The organism is Dermacoccus nishinomiyaensis (assembly GCF_900447535.1).
In the GTDB taxonomy this organism is placed as follows: Bacteria; Actinomycetota; Actinomycetes; order Actinomycetales; family Dermatophilaceae; genus Dermacoccus; species Dermacoccus nishinomiyaensis.
Map to the genome: position 1 here is coordinate 1,079,577 of NZ_UFXX01000001.1, position 19,074 is coordinate 1,098,650.

The following is a 19,074-nucleotide window of genomic DNA, read 5'->3' on the forward strand; positions in this document are numbered from 1 at the left end:
AAGTCCTGCTGTAGCTCAAACGAACGGTTCTGCGCTACTTCTGGCGCCTCCTTCTATGCCGCCGCATCTTCACCTGAAACCAGACGGCCGGAACGAAGATCAGAGCCAGCAGCACTGCCACGATGACCAAGACCCACCACGGCAGGTCGTCAGAGGCGCCGGGGTTCAAGACCTCCGCATGAACAAGGCACTCCATCGTGTCAGCATCGCACGGAGCGCAAACGAAGGTTTCCGCCCTTCACGGGTGCCGGTAACTCAGCGGGTCGGTGTGGGCCTCGGCTATCCGAGTCAGGATCTTGGCCAAGCGATGGCGGTTTCTCGTTGGCTGGCGCGCGGGCCGCGTTCCGCTTCGCTGGGTGCGCGGCCAATGGCGGTCATCGTGACGACGTCCCAGTGAGGCGGCACCTCAAGTAGCCGGCCGACGGCGTCTTTGTCGAAGGCCCGGAATTGTCGGCAGGAAAGGCCCATCGAGTGCGCCTGGATGGTCATGTGAGCTACTGCCTGACCCAGGTCGTAGATCGAGAACTCGCTAAACTCCCAGTCGGTGTCTTCGACGTAAACGTGGCTGAGGTTCACCACTAGAGCGCTGGCCTGGGACGCCCACGGGCGGGAGCTGCCCGCGAGATGTTCCGTCAGCGCACGCCATTCGGGGGTGTTGCGCCGTGCAACATGAAACGCCCAGGGTTGGGAGTTGCCTGCGGAGGGCGCCCATCGCGCAGCCTCCAGGAGTACGTCAGCGTCTTGGTCACTGAGGTGGTGTGCAGGATCGAAAGCGCGAGGGCTCCATCGTTCGCGCAGGACTGGTAGCAGTTCGCTGGACACCGCCTCATCCAAGCACTCGATGGAAACCCGCCCTCGACGTGTAGCTCAAACGAAGGGTTTTGCGCTCTTCCACCAGCCTGCGGCGACCTCGACGGGTGCGCACAATTACTCATCCCATGCGACCGGTCGAGCTGGTGGGATGAGCAGCATGAACACCTTCTCCTCAGCGCTGTTTCGCGCTGTCGTCGCAGCCGGCGCACCCGTGGCCATCTTCTGGGCTCTCGACTCGCGCTTGAACCCCGAGCAAGGACCGGACATTGGTGGCGGGTTCTTCATGCTCCTGGCGCTGTTCGCTATCCCACTGGTGTGGGCTTGGTTCGATGGCCGTCGTCATGTGCTGCGCTCGACTCTTACAGTCTGGATCGTGGCTGCCGCGCTGGTGTCTCTCGCCGGTGTTGTCCGGTTCATGACCAGTGGTGGTTTCAGCGTTGCCGACACGGGCGAGGCCATCTTCCTCGCAGTCTTCCTCGCCATGCCGTTCCTGGCTGGCGGATGCGTCGGCGCTCTCCTCGGTGGCGCTACATCTCACCGGCGCGCCTGACGTGATGAAGTGCTGCGCCCGGACTGGCCCGGCTTCACCTAGGCCCTGAAGCCCTACGCCGCTCGACCTCACTCACGTGGTGCTCAAACGAACGGTTCTGCACCGCTTCGACAGTGACAGACTGGGACGGAAGATCGCACGGAGGTGGCAGGTGACGTTTCGAGAGTGGACCAAGGCATACGGAGGCACCTACTCGACGGTTTTGCTTGTCGCGATGATGGTGTCGATTGTGGTGGCGAACGAGTACGCACAGGATTCCCTGTGGATGTACCTAGTCATCGGGCTACCACTGCTGCTCACGCTTCAGTTTGGGCTCAGCGTTATCGCTTGGCAGTTCACGGAGCACCGTCGGCGGGGCATGCCCGGTCAAGACTCGACCCATGAGGACTAGCTACTTGGGAGCCCTTGAATCCCGCCTCCGGCGCGCGTGACGGTGTAGCTCAAACGAATGGATCTGCACCAGTGGTGCCGCCCTTCTGTCTGAGGCGGCTGCGCTCGAAGAAAAAACGTTCCATACGACGTGTGCCGTTCCACCACGCCAGGAACGGCAGCGCCAAGAGGCATAGGCCCAGGGGCATCAAAGACCAATCTTGATCGGCCGCGGCGGCGTAGACAGCCGCGATCAGCACAGGTCCACTGATCAGCCACATTATGGCGAACGTGCACCTCCAGTGAAGCGCCCTGGGTTTCGTTCCGCGCTTATGTGGTGACGAGGGTGCTCGTGTGGGATTGATCGTAAGCCGCTTCGACCTCGACTGGGGTGCGGTAGCCGAGGGCTTCGTGCAGGCGCTGGTGGTTCCACCAGCTCACCCACTCCAACGTCGCCAACTCAACCGCCGACGTCGACGGCCACGTCGTGCGCGAGTAGATCAGCTCGGCCTTGTACAAGCCGTTCACCGTCTCAGCCAAGGCGTTATCGTACGAATCGCCCACTGTCCCAACGGAAGGCGCAACGCCGTGCTCGGCCAACGTGTCGGTGTACGCCAGCGAAACGTACTGGACTCCGCGGTCGCTGTGGTGCACGAGCCGCCCGCCCTGACGCGCCGCCGGGGTCGTGGTGATCGCCTGCTGCAACGCGATCAGCGGCAATGCCTGCGTCGTCAGCGATGACGCGACCGACCAGCCCACGATCTTGCGCGTGCACGCATCGGTGATGAACGCCGTGTACGCGAACCCACCGACGGTGCGCACGTACGTGATGTCCGCAACCCACAGCTCGTTCGGCGCCATCGCGTGGAAGTCACGCTCGACCAGGTCCGGGCGGTGATCGGGCAGCTTCGACGCGACGGTCGTGAACGGGCGACGCCCGCGCCGAACACCGTGCAGCCCAGCGACTTTCATGAGCCGGGCGGTCTGATCGCGTCCGATCATCCAGCCTTCGCGGCGCATCGCGTGCCACATCTTGCGCTGGCCGTACACGCCGTAATTCTGCTGGTGAACGCGCCGGATCTCGTCGATGAGTACCTCGTCACGGATTGCCCGGGCGCAGCGCGGGCGGGCTTTCGCTGCCCGGTAGCCGCGCGACGTGATGAACCCACACTCCATCGCGCCCAGCACGCGACAGATGGACTCGACCCCGAACTGACCCTTGTGTTCGTCGATGAACCGGATCATTTCGTCGTGGGGCGGTCGAGTTCCGCTGCGAAAAAAGCCGATGCTTTCTTCAAGATCTCGTTCGCGCGCCGTGTCTCTGCAAGTTCGCGGCGAAGGCGCCGGTTCTCTTCCTCCAGGGACTCACGTGGCGCTGCCGCGCCCACCATGGCTGGTTGTTCGCCAGCACGGGGCATCCAGTTACGGATGGTCGCCGGCGCGATGCCGAGCGAGGCTCCGACGGCGTCCATCGCGACGCGCTGTGAGCATGCTTCGGCGGAGCGCTTGTCGAGCACCATCCTGACGGCGTGCTCACGCAACTGCTGGTCGTACTTCTTGGGCATGGTCCGATTCTCCTTCAGATGAGTCGGAACCAAACCCAGGGCGCTTCAGAGTGCGGGCAGTTCCTCCTTCTCGAGGGTGTCGTCGTTGGTGACGATGGTGAGGCGGGACTTGGCGAGGATGTCCAAGCCGAGGTAGCGGCGGCCTTCGGCCCATTCGTCGGTCTGCTCGGCGAGCACGGCTCCGACGAGGCGGGTGATCGCGTCGCGGGTGGGGAAGATGCCGACGCTGTCGGTGCGGCGGCGGATCTCGCGGTTCAACCGCTCGTTCGGGTTGTTGGACCAGATCTGCTGCCAGAGCCCTTCGGGGAAGCCGGTGAAGGCAAGGATGTCTTCACGAGCTGCTCCGAGGTGTTCGGCGACGTCGGGCAGGCGGTCGTCGACGTAGTCGATGAGCCGGTCGAACTGGGCAGCCACTGCTGGGGCGTCTGGCTGGTCATAGACGCTGTGGAGCATTGCTTTGACCGCGGGCCACATGTTCTTGGGTGTCACGGACATCAGGTTCGCGGCGTAGTGGGTGCGGCAACGCTGCCAAGCCGCTCCGGGCAGGTTCGCGGCGATCGCGTCCTTCAACCCGGGGTGGGCGTCGCTGGTGACGAGTCGGACTCCGGTCAGCCCGCGGGCGACGAGGTCGGCCAGGAACGTGTTCCAGGCCGGTCCGGTCTCACTCGTGGCGACTTGGAGCCCGAGGACCTCACGCCTGCCGTCAGCGTTCACGCCGGTCGCGACCAACACGACGGCCGAGACGACTCGGCCGCCTTCGCGGACCTTCATCGTGAGCGCGTCAGCGGCGACGAACGTGAACGGCCCCGCCTTACCCAATGGACGGTGGCGGAACTCAGCAACGATCTGGTCCAGATCGGCAGCCATCCGGCTCACCTGGGACTTCGACAGCGAGTTGATGCCGAGCGTCTTGACCAGCTTGTCCATCCGCCGGGTCGAGACGCCGGCGAGGTAGCAGTCCGCGACCACGGTGATCAGTGCGGACTCGGCTCGCTTCCTGCGCTCCAGGAGCCAGTCGGGGAAGTAGGTTCCCGAACGCAGTTTCGGGATCGCAACATCGATCGTGCCGACCCTGGTGTCCAGATCGCGGTGCCGGTAGCCGTTGCGCTGGGCCGTCCGGTCCGGCGAGGGACGACCCCACTCGGCACCAACCACAGCGTCAGCGTCGGCCGAGAGCAACGCGTTGATGATCGACTGCAGCAACGACCGCATCAGGTCCGGACTGGCATCGGTAAGGGCTTCGCTGAGCAGGCCAGCAGGGTCGACAATATGTGGAGCGGTCATCGTGTGGTTCCGTTCGAGAGATCTGTGGAAGGTGAACTCGAAGGATCACGCGGTGGCCGCGTCGATGTCCATCACGACGACGAACTCGGCGACCGCGCTACACCACTATCAGGGACTCAACTGCGAAGTCGCTCGCTACGGCGGGCCCGGCACCTATCGCGCGGCCATCGCTGACGCGGGCGCGTGGCGCAACGCGCGCCGCCCGAAACCCTCACGTCTTCACCGCGACACGGCGCTGTCGAGCCTGGTCGCGGCGAAGCTGGAACGAGGGTGGTCACCCGCCCAGATCGCCCACTGGCTACGGCGCGAACAGCAGGATTCGTTGTCGCACGAGTCGATCTACCACGCCCTGTACACCGGCCAGATCCGTGCGCCACGACAGGGAAGCCTCTTGCGATCAGGGCGATCCCTGCGCCATGCGCGCGTCGCGAAACCCCGACAACGCCGCGGCGTGTTGCGGAACATGACCTCCATCCACGATCGACCCACCAGCGTCGAAGACCGGGCCGAAGTCGGCCATTGGGAAGGTGACCTCGTCATGGGCCGACGCCCATCAGCCGTGGCCACCCTCGTCGAACGCTCCACCCGCCTGGTGCGCGTCGTCGCCCTGCCAAACGGGTACAAGGCTGACGCCGTCAGGGACGCTCTCATCGAGAATCTCGCCGACATGCCGCCGCAGTTTCGTCGGTCGTTGACGTGGGATCGCGGCAGGGAAATGGCCTTCCACGACCAGGTGACGCACGCCCTGGGCATGCAGGTGTTCTTCTGTGACGCCCGTTCGCCATGGCAGCGCGGCACGAACGAAACTCCCCCGCGCGCTTCGCCCCAAGCGGGAGGTGCCCCCAGCGAACCGCCTGCTGCGTCAGTACCTCGCGAAGAACGCCGACCTACGCTCCTTCACCCAGACCGACCTCGACACCATCGCGGCGCGAATCAACGAACGGCCCCGCAAGGTCCTCGGCTGGGCCTCATCCCACGACGCTTACGCCGATAGCCTGAACACCATCAATGGTGCGTTGACCGGTTGAATCCGCCGTCATTTGAGCTACGCGGTCAGACGGGCGCGCTCCCGCTCTCATCGCCGAGGTCGACGGTGACGCTGCCGACGAGATGCTCGACCTGATGTCCAAGTTCCTCAACGAAGTCTTCCAGGGCTCCGCGCGCGTCGCACGCATCACGGCACGCCGCACCGGGTTGACAGAGTGACTCCATCCGCGTGAGTTTTCTCGCGCGCCACTCCTCTCAGGGCGTTGAGAGATCCCCGCAACACTATCTCCTGAGGCAGAGTTAGTATCGTCTTAATGTTACTAACTCTGCATGGGAGGTGTGTGTGAAGGCGTCACACGCTGTCACGACGCTCGAGGAGCTGGGTGCCTCCCAATGGGGGCTCATCACCACTGCCCAAGCTCAGGCCTACGGTGTCTCTCGCGTCACCCTGGGCCGGCTGCGCGAGGCCGGCATGGTGCATCCGCTGCGCCGTGGGGTGTACGCCCTGCCCTCGAGCGGTCAGGGTCCGTTACAAGACCTTCGGGCCGCCTGGCTCGCCACGAACCCAGCGGTGCTCGCCGAGGATCGTTTCCACCGCACCGGCGAGTCATTCGATGAGGTGGTGGTCTCTCACCTTTCCGCGGCTGCCGTTCACGGTCTGGGTGACGTGATGCCCACACATCACGAGTTCACGACCCCCCGTCGGCGCACGAGCAGCCACCCCGACGTCGTTTTTCACAGGCGGACCCTAGATGCGGACGAGCTGAGCATTGTTGACGGGCTGTTGGTGACGTCGATCGAGCGAACCGTCACCGATCTGTGCAGCCCCGGCGTCGACCTCGACCACTTCGCCGAGGTCGTGCGCGACGCGTTGGCCCATGGGCACGTCGATGCGCACCGGCTTGCCAACGCCCTCACACCGGGCGCGAAGCGTCTCGGGTTCTCCACGGGGGCTGCTCTCATCGAAGAATGCCTCGAGCGAGCCGGCCTTCCGGCCCCCGTCGTGAACACGCTCCCGCTGTGGCACGCGGCGCTCGTCCGGCAGCTCCAGCAGGCCATGCCCCTCCCGAAGATGGACTTCACTGCACTGTGGTCTTCGACCGGCCTTAACGCGTTGCCGCAGTCGCAATGGCGACAGCTTCAAGAATCCATGCAGCAGATCGCAGCCGAACACGTGCGTGCAGCGACGAGCGACATCGTGAAGCAGCTCGCGATTCCATCCATGCCCCACCTGGGTCTGGCGGCACGCATGACCCCGCCCATCTCGCAACGCGTCATCGACGATGAACATGATGCCGCCGGGCCGGCAGTCCCCCGCGGGCGGGAGGATGTCGCATGAGCACCCCCTCGCCGCGCCCGCAGACGCCTCAAGCACTGCGCCGTTCTCTGGACGCCAAACTACGAGCAGAGGCGCGTGCGCAGGGCGCGAACATCACCCACGTGCGTAAGCAGTACGTCTTCACCCTGCTGTTTAAACGCCTCTTCCACGACGCGGATGGATCATGGGCCCTCGTGGGCGGCAACGCGCTACTCCTGCGCACCGGCGGCGGCCGATTCACCGACGACGTCGACCTGACCTACACCCAGACCTGGGAGGATGCCGAGCAGCTGCGCACCGAACTCACCCGCCTCGCCTCCCACGACCTAGGCGACGGGTTCACATTCCGCTTCACCCGGGCCGACAACCGCCGCCAGCCCGACGACTTCGGCTACGGCACCACCAGCGCCAAAGTCGCAGCCGACGCTCTGCTCGCGGGCAAGGTCTTCGAGACCTTCACTCTGGACATCGCCCTCAAACGCCACGTGCAAGACCCGGTTGACTACGTGCCCGCGCGCCCCGTCATCGAGCACCCCACCCTCGACGACCTACCCCGCGTGCCAGTCGTGCACATCGAAAGCCACCTCGCCGACAAGATCTGCGCGATGTACGAAACCCACCACGGCGGGAAACCCTCCACCCGCTACCGCGACCTCGCCGACATCGTGCGCATCGTGACCAACCTGCCCATCGACGCCGCCCGCCTCCCGCAGACGCTCGAGCGCGAAGCCGGCCGCCGCCACCTCGAGCTGCCGTCCCAGCTCATCTCGCCTCACGAGCAGTGGCAACGCGCGTACCCAGACGCGGCGAAAAAGTTCTCCGAGTTTCCCGCCGAGTACCAGTCCCTCGAGGCATCACTCGCTCGCGCAGCGCAGTGCCTCGCCCCCGTCCTGTCACGAGAAGTCCTCGCCGGAACGTGGGACCCGCACACACGCATCTGGATCGACGCCTGAGACCCCATCTCTAGCGGTCCAGAAACCTTGGCGGATTCAACCGGTCAACGCACCATTGATGGTGTTCAGGCTATCGGCGTAAGCGTCGTGGGATGAGGCCCAGCCGAGGACCTTGCGGGGCCGTTCGTTGATTCGCGCCGCGATGGTGTCGAGGTCGGTCTGGGTGAAGGAGCGTAGGTCGGCGTTCTTCGCGAGGTACTGACGCAGCAGGCGGTTCGCTGGGGGCACCTCCCGCTTGGGGCGAAGCGCGCGGGGGAGTTTCGTTCGTGCCGCGCTGCCATGGCGAACGGGCGTCACAGAAGAACACCTGCATGCCCAGGGCGTGCGTCACCTGGTCGTGGAAGGCCATTTCCCTGCCGCGATCCCACGTCAACGACCGACGAAACTGCGGCGGCATGTCGGCGAGATTCTCGATGAGAGCGTCCCTGACGGCGTCAGCCTTGTACCCGTTTGGCAGGGCGACGACGCGCACCAGGCGGGTGGAGCGTTCGACGAGGGTGGCCACGGCTGATGGGCGTCGGCCCATGACGAGGTCACCTTCCCAATGGCCGACTTCGGCCCGGTCTTCGACGCTGGTGGGTCGATCGTGGATGGAGGTCATGTTCCGCAACACGCCGCGGCGTTGTCGGGGTTTCGCGACGCGCGCATGGCGCAGGGATCGCCCTGATCGCAAGAGGCTTCCCTGTCGTGGCGCACGGATCTGGCCGGTGTACAGGGCGTGGTAGATCGACTCGTGCGACAACGAATCCTGCTGTTCGCGCCGTAGCCAGTGGGCGATCTGGGCGGGTGACCACCCTCGTTCCAGCTTCGCCGCGACCAGGCTCGACAGCGCCGTGTCGCGGTGAAGACGTGAGGGTTTCGGGCGGCGCGCGTTGCGCCACGCGCCCGCGTCAGCGATGGCCGCGCGATAGGTGCCGGGCCCGCCGTGGCGGGCGACTTCGCGGCTGATGCTCGTGTGATGCCGTCCCAGCCGAGCGGCGATGCCACGGCACGACAAGCCGGCGGCGAGGCCGCGGGAGATCTCTTCACGTTCACTCAGCGACAGGTGCCGCCGGTTCCGGGCGCGCGGCGACGGCTTCACTCCGCCATGGCGGCGCAGCAGCGTCCGGACTGGGGTTTGGCTGACGCCGATCGTGCGGGCGATGAGCCTGATCGACTCACCCTTCGCCCACAACGCCCAGACGTTCTCCTGCTGCTCGTTCGACAACCCGGCCATGACACCCACGATCCCCTATCGGTGGTGGTGCGTTGACCGGTTGAATCCGCCACCGTTTGAGCTACAGGCGGCGTGCCAGATCTTGACTCGACTCAGACGAATCCACTCTCAGTTCACCGGTGTCGTTGTCACACCCCGCGGCAGGAACTCACGCATCGAGCCGCACATCGTGCAGGTGAGAACCAGCGACTCCTCGCTCGCCCAGGCAAGGTCGAAGAATTCAGAGGCAGCTGAGTTCAGCTTGGCCCGACGCTGCCAGAAGCGGTCAAAGCCGCAGTGGAGGCAGACGATCGACTTGCTCGCTGCTACTGCGGTGAATTCGGGTGCTGAACGTGAGCTGAACAATCCCATGCCGAGCCTTTCTCACAAAGTTGCCGGAATCATGTCATGAGACACCGGTGTGAGGCCTGGGTCTCCTATCGGTACGGGTGCAGCGTCGCACGTACACGCTGAGGCGAGTCACCGACTGCTGCGATGGTGCTGAACCCAGCGATTCCCCGAAAAGGACCACCCCGTCACGCTGAGCATGGACAACGCCGGCGCCCAGGTCGCCAGCACGAACGACGGCTGGAAGGAGCACCTCAGCTACTGGGGTTGAGCCCAGACCAAGGGTGCGCCCCCGCTGCCATGAGAACCCACCAGCGCCCAAGGAACCGCCAGCCAAACGCAACCAAACCGTTAGCCAGATCTCACTACCGCCACCTGCGATCCACCTATCCTCGTCGAAACGGCCGCGCTGCGGCCATACGAAGAAAGGGCAGGCCATGATCTTCTGGATCATCGTTCTCGTCATCGTTGCGATCGCTCTCGGCCTCGCGTGGAAGAAGGATCGCGACCGTCGTGCCGTCCATTCCACGCATGACAGCTTCGGCAACCACGCCGAGCAGCGCCTCCTTGAGGAAGACCACGGCGTCACCATGCACGGCGGGCCCGGCGAATCTGTCGCACCCGCCTCGACCCGCCAGGGCGAGGGCAGCTCCATCAGCTACTACGGCGGCGGCCCCGCCAGCCACACCAATGGGGGCGGCGGCGTCTTCTGATCGCACCTCATGGTTCGCGGATGCGAACCATGAAACGCCAAGCAGCATGACAAGGTGGGTCGCGTCCTTTCAAGGGATGCGACCACCTCGCTGTCACAGCGCGAACGTCAGAACCTCCTCGTAGCCCGGTCCTGGGACTGCTGCACGAATGGGTGACGTTGATGATGGAAGGGCCCCGCCGGCGGCGCGTGTGACTCCATAGGTGACTGGCAGGCGCTCAGCTTTGCCTTGCAACTGATTCGCCCACGTGCCGTCGGTGCGGGCATCCGAGTCTGGTTCGCGCTGGCCGGGGTGAGCATGACTTCATACGAGCTTGGCTGCGACCCCATCAACGTCTTGTCTGCCCCACCCCCGGCCAGCGCGTGCTCCCCGCGAAGAGAAGCACGAGTCCCATCATGACAACACCTACCCTCGAAGTCACCGCAGCCTCGCACGTCGTTGCGGGCGTCGACACCCACAGCGACACCCACCACGTCGCTGTCCTCGACTCGGCCGGCCGGCGCCTGGGCGACCACGAATTTCCCGCGACCCCGGCCGGATACGAGCAACTTCACGCCTACGTGAAAGCCTTCGGGTCCATCGCCTTGATCGGCATCGAAGGCACCAGCTCCTACGGCGCAGGCCTGACTCGCTACCTGAGCATCCGCGACGTCCCCATCCGAGAAATCATCCGGCCCAAACGCGCACCACGGCGCGCGGGCAAGTCCGACCCGATCGATGCCTACGCCGCAGCCCGGCAGGCACTGAGCGAACCCGAAACCCTCCCTCACGCGAAGAACAGCGACGGGCACACCGAGCAGATCCGCGTCCTGCTGGCCACCCGCCGCAGCGCGATCAAAGCCCGCGTCGCCGCCGCCCGCCAAATTAAGTCTCTGCTGGTCACAGCCCCCGACAGCATTCGCACGCGCTGGCGCGCGGTCAGCGACAAGGCACTCATCGCCGGCTTGGCCGCGACACGACCGTCTGGCGCCATCACGAGCGTGGGCGCTGCGACCGCGATCACGCTACGGCGCCTGGCCCGCCGGTGCGCTTACCTCGATCAAGAGATCACCGATGTCGACGAGGAACTACGCGTCCTGGTCGCTACCGCAGCGCCAGCGATGATTGCGACCAAGGGCTATGGCGTCGTGACCACCGCGACACTGTTGATCACGGCCGGAGCCAACCCGCAGCGGATGCATTCAGAAGGCTCGTTCGCCGCGCTGTGCGGGGCCAGCCCCATCCCGGCGTCCTCGGGCAAGACCACCCGCTATCGCCTCAACCGCGGTGGCGATCGGCAAGCTAACTGGGCACTCCACCAAATCGCGCTCGTCCGCCTGTCCAGCGACCCTCGCACCAAGGCTTACGCAGCTCGTCTACGCGGCACTGGGAAAACGAAGAAGGACATCCTGAGATGTTTGAAACGTGCCATTGCGCGTGAAGCCTTCCGCCTGTTGACCAAGCCCCACCTCGTGCCCCGCACCGACGACCTAGGCCGTGTTGCTAAATGCTGGTTCGGGGCCTTCGGGTGATCCTTGAGGCGTGTCGCGAGATGTCATCACGGACGAGGTCTGGGAGCTGATCCGGGACGTGTTCCCGCCGGTGAGGACACGGGGCCGTCCTCCGGTGGATCGGCGCACGGTGGTCGAGGCGACCGCGTGGCGGTTCCGCACGGGATCGGCGTGGCGAGACCTGCCCGACCGGTTCGGGAGCTGGAACACGATCTACAAGAACTTCCGGCGATGGGCGACCGACGGCGTCTGGGAGGACCTGCTCACCCATGTGCAGAAGCGGGCGTCGCTTCAGGGTGAGATCGACTGGGTCGTGTCGGTGGATTCCTCGATCGCGCGTGTCCATCAGCATGGCGCGACCCTGCCCCGGGTCACAGGGGGATCCATCGAACTACAAGAAGTCGGGGCCGGAGCCTCCTGACCACGCGATCGGCCGGTCACGGGGTGGTTTGACGACGAAGATCCATCTCGTCTGCGACGGGCAGGCCCGGGCGCTGGCGTTCGTCCTCACCGGCGGGCAGGTCGCAGACACGAGCATGTTCACCGACGTACTCGACGAGATCCACGTCCCCGGCCGAGGGCCTGTGCGCACGAGGCCGGATCGGGTGCTCGCGGACAAGGGCTATCCGTCGAAGAAGAACCGGGCCTGGCTGCGCGAGCGCGGCGTCAAGGCCACGATCCCCGAACGGGGCGACCAGATCGCTCACCGCCGCAAGCGTCCGGGCCGTCCGATCGACTTCGGCGATGAGCAGCGGGAGCGTTACAAGGGCCGCAACGTCGTCGAGCGGTGCTTCAACTTCGTGAAGCAGGGTCAAGTGAATCGGCCTGGGTTTCGTTCCTATCGGTTTCCCTGTCCGGCGGTCGCCGGGAGGCCTGATTCGAGGTCAGCGTAGTACGCGTCCTCGATCTCGATCGGGGTGCGCATGCCGAGTTCGCCGTGCAGGCGTTGATGGTTCCACCACCACACCCATTCGAGCGTCGCGAGCTCGACCTGCTCGACGGTCCTCCAGGGGCCGCGCTGGCGGATCAGCTCGGTCTTGTAGAGGTTGTTGACCGCCTCGGCGAGGGCGTTGTCATACGAGTCCCCGACGGTTCCCGTCGAGGGTGTTGCGCCAAGCTCGACGACCCGGTCGGTGTAGACCATCGACATGTAGTTCGAGCCGTGATCGGCGTGATGGATCAGCCCGTCCAGCGGGCCGTCCGCGCCCCAGGCGGCCATGTCCAGCGCTTGCAGCGGCAGCACCTCCGCGCGCAGCGTCGCCGCGACGTTCCAGCCCACGATCCGACGTGAATAGACGTCGGTGACGAACGCGACGTATGCGAAGCCCGCCCAGGTGGCCACATACGTGATGTCTGCAACCCAGAGTCGGCGCGGCGCGTCCGCACGGAACCGCCGCTGGACGAGGTCGCGCGGTAGGGCCTGCGCCTTGTCCGGCCTGGTCGTGAACACCTTCTTCGACTTGCGAACCCCACGCACTCCCGCGAGGCGCATGAGGCGCTCGGTCTGGTCGCGGCCGATGTCCCACCCCTGCCGTTTCAGGAGAGCATGCATCTTCCGCCACCCGTAGACGCCGTAGTTCTCCGCATGCAGCCTAGCGACCTCGGGCACCAGCAGCTCGTCGCGCAGCTGCCGGGCGGAGGCTACGCGGGTCTTCGCGGCGCGATACCCGCGGGACGTGATGAATCCCTGCACTGCCGGGCGCAGCGTCCGGCAGATGAGCTCGACCCCGAACCGCTCTCGATACTCGTCGATGAAGCGGATCATCTCGGTCAGGGCCGGTCGAGCTCCTTCGCGAAAAACACGCTCGCAGCCTTGAGGATCTCATTCGCCTTTCGCAGCTCGGCCACCTCGCGGCGCAGGCGCTTGTTCTCCTCAGCGACATCGCTCGGGACACCGGGCTTCGCGCCGGCGTCGACCTCGCGGCGGCGATGCCACACCCGCAGCGTCTCCGCGCTCATGCCGAGGAGCCCCGCAACATGCCGCACGGCGGACATCAGATTCGAGTGCTCACCGGAGGCCTTGGCCTCATCGAGCATCCGCAGCGCGCGCTCGCGCATCTCGGGAGAGTACTTCTGGTTCATCGTGTTCCATCCTTGCTTCAAGAACGGAACGAAACCCAGGCCGATTCAGCCTCAGCGGATGGCCAACGAATGTGAGGGGAAGTCACGACTCGACTCGAGCACTGGATCGGCATCCTCGCCTTGGCAGGAGCCGTTGTTGTTGGTTTGAACCTTGGCCAGGTCTTCGAGGGGATTGACCTGTTGACGCCCGGCATCGGCACTGCCCTCGGCGCGGCTGCCGGGACCGCGGTGCACGCCGCGAAACAGAGACAGTCTGGCGATGACTTCGACGCGATTCGAGTCGATGCAACTCTTCTGCCGTTTGCGCTGGAGGGCAACAGGAGCGAATTCCATGCTTGTACACAGGCGGGATGAGCTCACGACGGGACTGGGCGAGCCGGCGCGACCCGCTAGTCGCAGGTGCTCTCGAATTGATCGCGCGGCACGGTCTCGCCCGAGTCGCCGACCAGTACGTGGCCGGCACTGAGCTGCGTCAGCCATCGCGGTGCGACGACCACTCCGCTGCCGTCCAGTTCAGTGGTGGTCGAGGCGGCGTCGACGCTGACCTCGCCCCGCTGCGGCCATGAGATCCCAGCGCCGCGCTGACCTTGTGGCATAGAGAAGGACCACCCTCGACAGAAGCGGCGCCGAGGGTGGCGGGCGCGACCTTACGCTGTGAACCGGTGCACAACCAGAGCCATCGAGTGACCCCCAAGGTCAGGTGGCGCCCCCTCGATGGCGGCGCGGCACCCGGAGCCTAGGAGCCAAGCTGGCCAGCGTCCGGCGAACCGCGAATTCGCCCCGCGACAAGGCCGCGCCGGATGGCCGCCCTCGGACCGCGACGCTGCGGCTGGCGAGGGAGCGGACCAGGGTCAGACCGAGGAGAGCGCCCTTGCCTTGATCTGGTCGAACTCCTGCTGGGTAATCGCTCCCGAGTCGAGAAGGGCCTTCGCCGAGGCGATCTCATCGGTCGGGCTCGATCCGGCGGAGCCGCCGGCGACGGACTTGATGTACTCATCCTGCCGCTGCTGGAGCTCCTGGTGCGCCTCGACCGCGCGGTCGGTCATCCCCCGACCTCGAACAAGCAGGTACGCGAGCATTCCGATGAACGGCAGCACGATGATGAACACCACCCACAGCGTCTTCGCGAAGCCGCCGAGGTCCTTGCTGCGGAAGAGATCTCCGAAGATCCACCACAGGGACATGAACCATGCGAAGAAGATGAAGAGCTCGAACATGGCGAGCAGGAATGAGCCGTTGTCGTCGAACATCTGCTGACTGCCTCCTGACTGGATGGACGCTGGCCGAGCGGTCCACGCGGACCCCAGCGCACGACGGTTAGGAACAAGGACGTGCCCGGGCCGTCGCCGAACCACGTTAGCGGCTCTTCCTCACCAAGCGTGGTAGCCGGGTTGCGACACGCTGACCGGGTTGGGCTGGTGAAGACGGGCCTGGGACTCCACGATTCGTAGCGACCAAGCAACGGATCGAGAGGAGTCCCAGGTGAGTGTTGAGGCTACCGTCCTGCCCGCTGCGATGCTCGGCATCTCGGGGTTGGTGGTGCTTGCCGCCGGTGAGTACGGCGGTGAGCTGGAGCTGTTGGTGGAGACCTCCGAGTCGGTGACCGGGTGCCCGCGGTGCGGGGTGGTCGCGGTGGCCCACGGCCGGCGTGAGCATCTGGTGCGTGACATCCCCTCGGCGGGGCGGCCGGCGCTGCTGGTGTGGCGCAAGCGGCTGTGGCGGTGCGCCGAACCGGCGTGCCCGCAACGGACGTGGTCGGAGCGGCACCCGCAGGTCGCGCCGCGGGCGGCGCTGACCGAACGGGCCCGCCGGTGGGCGTGTGAGCAGGTCGGCCGCGACGGCCACACCGTCGAGGCGGTCGCCGACCGGCTCGGCGTGGGGTGGAACACCGTGATGCGCGCGGTCAAGGCCTACGGCCAGCCACTGCTGGATGCCGAGGACCGGCTGCAGGGGGTGCGCAGCCTTGGGGTGGACGAGCACGTGTGGCAGCACGCCGGCCCACGGCGTCGCACCGGGTTCGCCACCGGCATCGTCGACCTCACCCCCGGCCGTGGCCCCCGGGTGCTGGATGTGGTCCAGGGCCGCAGCGGCAAGGTGTACGCAGACTGGCTTGCAAGGCAGCAGCCGGCGTGGCGGGAGCGGATCAGCGTGGCGGCGTTGGACCGGGCGTGTCAGATGGTCTGTGTAAGCCGTACCGAGAGGAACGGTAAGAATCATGACCATGACCGACGAGAAGACGCCGGGAGGGCCTTCGGGCCAGGACCTGGTCGAGCAGCTGAAGGCCTCAGGGCAGCTTGATGCCCTGTTCGAGCAGATCGACGAGGGAAGGGTCGAGCTGACCGGGGACGGTGGGTTCGTGCCCGCGCTGGTCAAGGCCGCCCTCGAGCGAGGACTGCAAGCAGAGCTGACCAGCCACCTCGGCTACGGGAAGGGCTCTGAGGACGCGTCGAAGCACGCCAACTCCCGTAACGGGACGACGCCGAAGACGGTTCAGTCCGAGGTCGGGCCGATCGCGCTGGACGTCCCCAGGGACCGTGCCGGCTCGTTCACGCCGCGCCTTGTCCCCAAGGGCCAAAGGCGCCTGGGAGGGCTCGATGACATGATCATCAGCCTCTATGCCGGCGGGATGACGATCCGGGACATCCAGCACCACCTGGCCTCCACGCTCGGCACGGACCTGTCGCACGAGACGATCTCCAACATCACCGACGCCGTGCTCGAGGAGGTCGCAGCGTGGCAGGCGAGGCCGCTGGAAGAGTTCTACCCCGTCCTCTACCTCGACGCGATCCGGATCAAGATCCGAGAGAACAACCAGGTCATCAACCGCGCGGCGTATATCGCGGTCGGAGTGGATCTGGGCGGGGTCAAGCACGTGCTGGGGATCTGGGTCCAGGACACCGAAGGCTCGGCGTTCTGGGCCCACGTCTGCGCCGACCTCGCCAACCGCGGAGTGCGGGACGTGTTGATCGTGTGCTGCGACGGGCTCAAGGGCCTGCCGGAAGCGGTCGAGGCGACCTGGCCGGACTCGATGGTCCAGACCTGCGTGGTCCACCTGATCCGGGCAGCGACGCGGTTCGTGGCCTACCAGGACCGCAAGAAGGTCGCCGCCGCACTGAAGCCGATCTACACCGCGCCGAGCGAGGACGCGGCCTGGGCGGCGCTGGTCGAGTTCGAGACCTCCGAGCTGGGGCAGAAGTACCCCTCGACCGTCATGACCTGGAAGAACTCGTGGGATCGGTTCGTGCCGTTCCTCCAGTTCCCGCCCATGCTGCGAAAGGTCATCTACACGACCAACGCGATCGAGTCGTTGAACTACCAGCTGCGGAAGGTCACGAAGAACCGCGGACACTTCCCCTCGACGGACGCGGCCGTGAAGCTGCTCTGGCTCGCGATCTGCAACATCGAGGACAAACGCGCCGCCGATCGAGCCCGAGACCGCGGCAAGCCCGCCAGCGAGCGGAAGGCCCAGGGCCGGCTCGTCGAGGGCCAGATCGTCACGAACTGGAAGCAAGCCCTCGCCCAACTCGCCGCCGCCTATCCCGACCGGATCACCCCCTACCTGTGAACACCCCGCTTACACAGACAAATTGACAGGCCCCCATCACCGGCGTGGCCAACGTGGCCTCCAGGACACTGGCGGCCCTGCGCGCCACATCAGGAACCTCTAGCTCCAAAGCACCGGCGATGGCATGCAACATCTCCGAAGAGGGGTCCTTCAACCCGCGCTCGATCTCGGAGAGGTACTGCGCCGACAGGCCTGCTCGTTCGGCGACATCGGACAAGCGCTCGCCTCGCCCGACACGCTCTTGTCGGAGGACATCACCGAGGGACTCTCTCCACAAGAGCCCGGCCTGGATCTCGACCGGACCGCTGAAAGGAACTAGGCCGTGTTGCTAAATCCATTGCAAGGCGGCGGAGAGGCAGAGCCCTGCCGCGTATGACCGGGCGGTCTTGTCGTAGCGGGAAGCGAGTCCTCGCCACTGCTTCACGAAGTTGAAGCACCGCTCGACGACGTTGCGGCCCTTGTAACGCTCCCGCTGCTCATCGCCGAAGTCGATCGGACGGCCCGGACGCTTGCGGCGGTGAGCGATCTGGTCGCCCCGTTCGGGGATCGTGGCCTTGACGCCGCGCTCGCGCAGCCAGGCCCGGTTCTTCTTCGACGGATAGCCCTTGTCCGCGAGCACCCGATCCGGCCTCGTGCGCACAGGCCCTCGGCCGGGGACGTGGATCTCGTCGAGTACGTCGGTGAACATGCTCGTGTCTGCGACCTGCCCGCCGGTGAGGACGAACGCCAGCGCCCGGGCCTGCCCGTCGCAGACGAGATGGATCTTCGTCGTCAAACCACCCCGTGACCGGCCGATCGCGTGGTCAGGAGGCTCCGGCCCCGACTTCTTGTAGTTCGATGGATCCCCCTGTGACCCGGGGCAGGGTCGCGCCATGCTGATGGACACGCGCGATCGAGGAATCCACCGACACGACCCAGTCGATCTCACCCTGAAGCGACGCCCGCTTCTGCACATGGGTGAGCAGGTCCTCCCAGACGCCGTCGGTCGCCCATCGCCGGAAGTTCTTGTAGATCGTGTTCCAGCTCCCGAACCGGTCGGGCAGGTCTCGCCACGCCGATCCCGTGCGGAACCGCCACGCGGTCGCCTCGACCACCGTGCGCCGATCCACCGGAGGACGGCCCCGTGTCCTCACCGGCGGGAACACGTCCCGGATCAGCTCCCAGACCTCGTCCGTGATGACATCTCGCGACACGCCTCAAGGATCACCCGAAGGCCCCGAACCAGCATTTAGCAACACGGCCTAAGGCAGCTGCGCCACGAGCGAGGCGCCACCCTGCTCGACGTCGCCCTCAGCCTCGGCGCAGAACCCGCACGCATCTCCGAACTCGAACGAGGCCGACGCCCCAACGCCGAACTCGCAACCGCCTACCGGGCCTGGCTCGACGTTGCTTGACACCTATAGGAGCATCGTTGAGGTCGTCGACAGCGACGACGGCGTGCGAGGTCGCGAGCTGCTTCGTGATGGCGTGCAGTGTGCTCGCGCGGTGCTGGGCGACGGCGGCGTGCTCTCGCGCGAGACGAGCTCGAGCCTTGATGCGGCCCGTCGTGGGCGTGCCGTGCTGGCCACGCGCCGCGAACGAGTCACCGGGCGCGACGGCGGCGAACAGCGCCGCAGCCGCGAGGATGCCGCCGGACGCCCACGCCATCGGAATCGGGCCGACCCTGTCGACGAGGCGACCCGTCAGCAGCGACGGCAGATACATCGCGCCGACGTGCAGGCTGATGACGAGCCCGACGTGCGCGAGGTCGTGATGGTGCGCCTTCAGGTGGATCGAGCCCGCCGACGAGCACGCAAGCCTGCCGCGTGGCCCGCGACGCGCAGCGTCGGCCCAGCCCTGCAC

The 19,074-nt window shown here is 66.0% G+C and carries 19 protein-coding genes and 3 pseudogenes; 11 read left to right on the forward strand and 11 right to left on the reverse strand.

The features are described from left to right. Positions 1-288 precede the first annotated feature (288 nt). Positions 289-822 carry a nitroreductase family protein gene (locus tag DYE07_RS15350; protein WP_202775050.1) on the reverse strand — a complete coding sequence of 178 codons (534 nt, stop codon included), beginning with the start codon at positions 820-822 and terminating at the stop codon, positions 289-291. A 148-nt stretch (positions 823-970) separates the two neighbouring features. Here DYE07_RS15350 and DYE07_RS05080 point away from each other — a divergent pair, with 148 nt between their 5' ends. Next, a complete protein-coding gene (locus DYE07_RS05080) occupies positions 971-1,363 on the forward strand; it encodes a hypothetical protein (RefSeq protein WP_139023507.1) in 393 nt (130 codons plus the stop codon). Positions 1,364-1,803: 440 nt separating this feature from the next. Here DYE07_RS05080 and DYE07_RS14480 read toward each other — a convergent pair whose 3' ends face one another. From DYE07_RS14480 to DYE07_RS05095, 3 genes are all read right to left on the reverse strand, one after another. Then, the gene (locus DYE07_RS14480) at positions 1,804-2,013 is read right to left on the reverse strand and encodes a hypothetical protein (RefSeq protein ID WP_147286884.1); all 210 of its coding nucleotides are present in this window, start codon (positions 2,011-2,013) and stop codon (positions 1,804-1,806) included. Positions 2,014-2,062: 49 nt separating this feature from the next. Then, positions 2,063-3,297 (reverse strand): IS3 family transposase gene (locus tag DYE07_RS05090; RefSeq protein ID WP_237723917.1). Its coding sequence is split into 2 segments (ribosomal slippage): positions 2,063-3,015 and positions 3,015-3,297, totalling 1,236 coding nucleotides; the frame shifts between segments, so codons are not numbered across the junction. Positions 3,298-3,342: 45 nt separating this feature from the next. Next, the gene (locus DYE07_RS05095) at positions 3,343-4,581 is read right to left on the reverse strand and encodes an IS256 family transposase (protein ID WP_115296484.1); all 1,239 of its coding nucleotides are present in this window, start codon (positions 4,579-4,581) and stop codon (positions 3,343-3,345) included. 121 nt (positions 4,582-4,702) lie between these two features. Between DYE07_RS05095 and DYE07_RS05100 the strand changes: the two are divergent. From DYE07_RS05100 to DYE07_RS05110, 3 genes and pseudogenes are all read left to right on the forward strand, one after another. Next, positions 4,703-5,609, forward strand: a pseudogene (locus DYE07_RS05100) (IS30 family transposase); the annotation flags it as partial. Positions 5,610-5,911: 302 nt separating this feature from the next. Then, entirely contained in the window at positions 5,912-6,907 is a 996-nt protein-coding gene (locus tag DYE07_RS05105) for a type IV toxin-antitoxin system AbiEi family antitoxin domain-containing protein (RefSeq protein WP_172462949.1), read from the forward strand. Further along, positions 6,904-7,839 (forward strand): nucleotidyl transferase AbiEii/AbiGii toxin family protein, encoded by a 936-nt coding sequence (locus tag DYE07_RS05110; RefSeq protein ID WP_115296487.1) that lies wholly within the window; start codon positions 6,904-6,906, stop codon positions 7,837-7,839. The genes DYE07_RS05105 and DYE07_RS05110 overlap by 4 nt, the downstream gene beginning before the upstream one ends. A gap of 36 nt (positions 7,840-7,875) precedes the next feature. Here DYE07_RS05110 and DYE07_RS05115 read toward each other — a convergent pair. Next, positions 7,876-9,055 (reverse strand): annotated as a pseudogene (locus DYE07_RS05115) (IS30 family transposase). A gap of 108 nt (positions 9,056-9,163) precedes the next feature. Next, positions 9,164-9,406, reverse strand: coding sequence for a hypothetical protein (locus DYE07_RS05120; RefSeq protein ID WP_115296489.1), 243 nt, complete (start codon positions 9,404-9,406; stop codon positions 9,164-9,166). Between the two features lie 413 nt (positions 9,407-9,819). Between DYE07_RS05120 and DYE07_RS05125 the strand changes: the two genes are divergently transcribed. The 4 genes from DYE07_RS05125 to DYE07_RS05140 all read left to right on the forward strand — a co-directional run bounded on the left by DYE07_RS05125 (position 9,820) and on the right by DYE07_RS05140 (position 12,478). Beyond that, the gene (locus tag DYE07_RS05125; protein ID WP_006943483.1) at positions 9,820-10,095 is read left to right on the forward strand and encodes a hypothetical protein; all 276 of its coding nucleotides are present in this window, start codon (positions 9,820-9,822) and stop codon (positions 10,093-10,095) included. A gap of 395 nt (positions 10,096-10,490) precedes the next feature. Further along, the gene (locus DYE07_RS05130) at positions 10,491-11,606 is read left to right on the forward strand and encodes an IS110 family RNA-guided transposase (protein ID WP_237723915.1); all 1,116 of its coding nucleotides are present in this window, start codon (positions 10,491-10,493) and stop codon (positions 11,604-11,606) included. Positions 11,607-11,616: 10 nt separating this feature from the next. Beyond that, positions 11,617-12,006, forward strand: coding sequence for an IS5 family transposase (locus DYE07_RS05135; RefSeq protein ID WP_115296490.1), 390 nt, complete (start codon positions 11,617-11,619; stop codon positions 12,004-12,006). Beyond that, positions 11,936-12,478, forward strand: a complete 543-nt coding sequence (locus DYE07_RS05140) for a transposase (RefSeq protein WP_115296491.1) — start codon at positions 11,936-11,938, stop codon at positions 12,476-12,478. The genes DYE07_RS05135 and DYE07_RS05140 overlap by 71 nt, the downstream gene beginning before the upstream one ends. Here DYE07_RS05140 and DYE07_RS05145 read toward each other — a convergent pair. From DYE07_RS05145 to DYE07_RS05155, 3 genes are all read right to left on the reverse strand, one after another. Continuing rightward, positions 12,424-13,667, reverse strand: a protein-coding gene (locus tag DYE07_RS05145; protein WP_370447731.1) for an IS3 family transposase whose coding sequence is annotated in 2 segments (ribosomal slippage) — positions 12,424-13,382 and positions 13,382-13,667 — 1,245 coding nt in all. Because the reading frame shifts where the segments join, the coding sequence is not laid out codon by codon here. The two genes, DYE07_RS05140 and DYE07_RS05145, sit on opposite strands and share 55 nt — an antisense overlap. Before the next feature lie 51 nt (positions 13,668-13,718). Beyond that, the gene (locus DYE07_RS14485) at positions 13,719-14,000 is read right to left on the reverse strand and encodes a hypothetical protein (protein WP_147286886.1); all 282 of its coding nucleotides are present in this window, start codon (positions 13,998-14,000) and stop codon (positions 13,719-13,721) included. Between the two features lie 518 nt (positions 14,001-14,518). Continuing rightward, positions 14,519-14,917 (reverse strand): SHOCT domain-containing protein, encoded by a 399-nt coding sequence (locus DYE07_RS05155; RefSeq protein ID WP_115296493.1) that lies wholly within the window; start codon positions 14,915-14,917, stop codon positions 14,519-14,521. A gap of 232 nt (positions 14,918-15,149) precedes the next feature. On the opposite strand from DYE07_RS05155, the gene DYE07_RS05160 reads away from it, so the two are divergent. After that, positions 15,150-15,965 carry a helix-turn-helix domain-containing protein gene (locus tag DYE07_RS05160; protein ID WP_115296494.1) on the forward strand — a complete coding sequence of 272 codons (816 nt, stop codon included), beginning with the start codon at positions 15,150-15,152 and terminating at the stop codon, positions 15,963-15,965. Beyond that, positions 15,889-17,232: an IS256 family transposase gene (locus DYE07_RS05165; protein ID WP_115296495.1), complete on the forward strand. Its 1,344-nt coding sequence runs from the start codon at positions 15,889-15,891 to the stop codon at positions 17,230-17,232. The genes DYE07_RS05160 and DYE07_RS05165 overlap by 77 nt, the downstream gene beginning before the upstream one ends. Here DYE07_RS05165 and DYE07_RS05170 read toward each other — a convergent pair. Both DYE07_RS05170 and DYE07_RS15355 read right to left on the reverse strand, forming a co-directional pair. Next, positions 17,216-17,509 carry a helix-turn-helix domain-containing protein gene (locus DYE07_RS05170; RefSeq protein ID WP_256594776.1) on the reverse strand — a complete coding sequence of 98 codons (294 nt, stop codon included), beginning with the start codon at positions 17,507-17,509 and terminating at the stop codon, positions 17,216-17,218. The two genes, DYE07_RS05165 and DYE07_RS05170, sit on opposite strands and share 17 nt — an antisense overlap. Before the next feature lie 51 nt (positions 17,510-17,560). Then, positions 17,561-18,425, reverse strand: a pseudogene (locus tag DYE07_RS15355) (IS5 family transposase). Between the two features lie 81 nt (positions 18,426-18,506). On the opposite strand from DYE07_RS15355, the gene DYE07_RS15485 reads away from it, so the two are divergent. Continuing rightward, on the forward strand, positions 18,507-18,626 hold the full coding sequence (locus DYE07_RS15485; protein WP_370447739.1) for a hypothetical protein: 120 nt from the start codon (positions 18,507-18,509) through the stop codon (positions 18,624-18,626). Positions 18,627-19,074 lie beyond the last annotated feature (448 nt).

Coding starts and splice junctions, on each gene's coding strand:
- DYE07_RS14485 (WP_147286886.1), bottom strand. CDS start 14,000: ATGGAATTCGCTCCTGTTGCCCTCCAGCGCAAACGGCAGAAGAGTTGC.
- DYE07_RS05110 (WP_115296487.1), top strand. CDS start 6,904: ATGAGCACCCCCTCGCCGCGCCCGCAGACGCCTCAAGCACTGCGCCGT.
- DYE07_RS05095 (WP_115296484.1), bottom strand. CDS start 4,581: ATGACCGCTCCACATATTGTCGACCCTGCTGGCCTGCTCAGCGAAGCC.
- DYE07_RS05120 (WP_115296489.1), bottom strand. CDS start 9,406: ATGGGATTGTTCAGCTCACGTTCAGCACCCGAATTCACCGCAGTAGCA.
- DYE07_RS05130 (WP_237723915.1), top strand. CDS start 10,491: ATGACAACACCTACCCTCGAAGTCACCGCAGCCTCGCACGTCGTTGCG.
- DYE07_RS05155 (WP_115296493.1), bottom strand. CDS start 14,917: ATGTTCGACGACAACGGCTCATTCCTGCTCGCCATGTTCGAGCTCTTC.
- DYE07_RS05080 (WP_139023507.1), top strand. CDS start 971: ATGAACACCTTCTCCTCAGCGCTGTTTCGCGCTGTCGTCGCAGCCGGC.
- DYE07_RS05165 (WP_115296495.1), top strand. CDS start 15,889: ATGACCGACGAGAAGACGCCGGGAGGGCCTTCGGGCCAGGACCTGGTC.
- DYE07_RS14480 (WP_147286884.1), bottom strand. CDS start 2,013: ATGTGGCTGATCAGTGGACCTGTGCTGATCGCGGCTGTCTACGCCGCC.
- DYE07_RS05125 (WP_006943483.1), top strand. CDS start 9,820: ATGATCTTCTGGATCATCGTTCTCGTCATCGTTGCGATCGCTCTCGGC.
- DYE07_RS05140 (WP_115296491.1), top strand. CDS start 11,936: ATGGCGCGACCCTGCCCCGGGTCACAGGGGGATCCATCGAACTACAAG.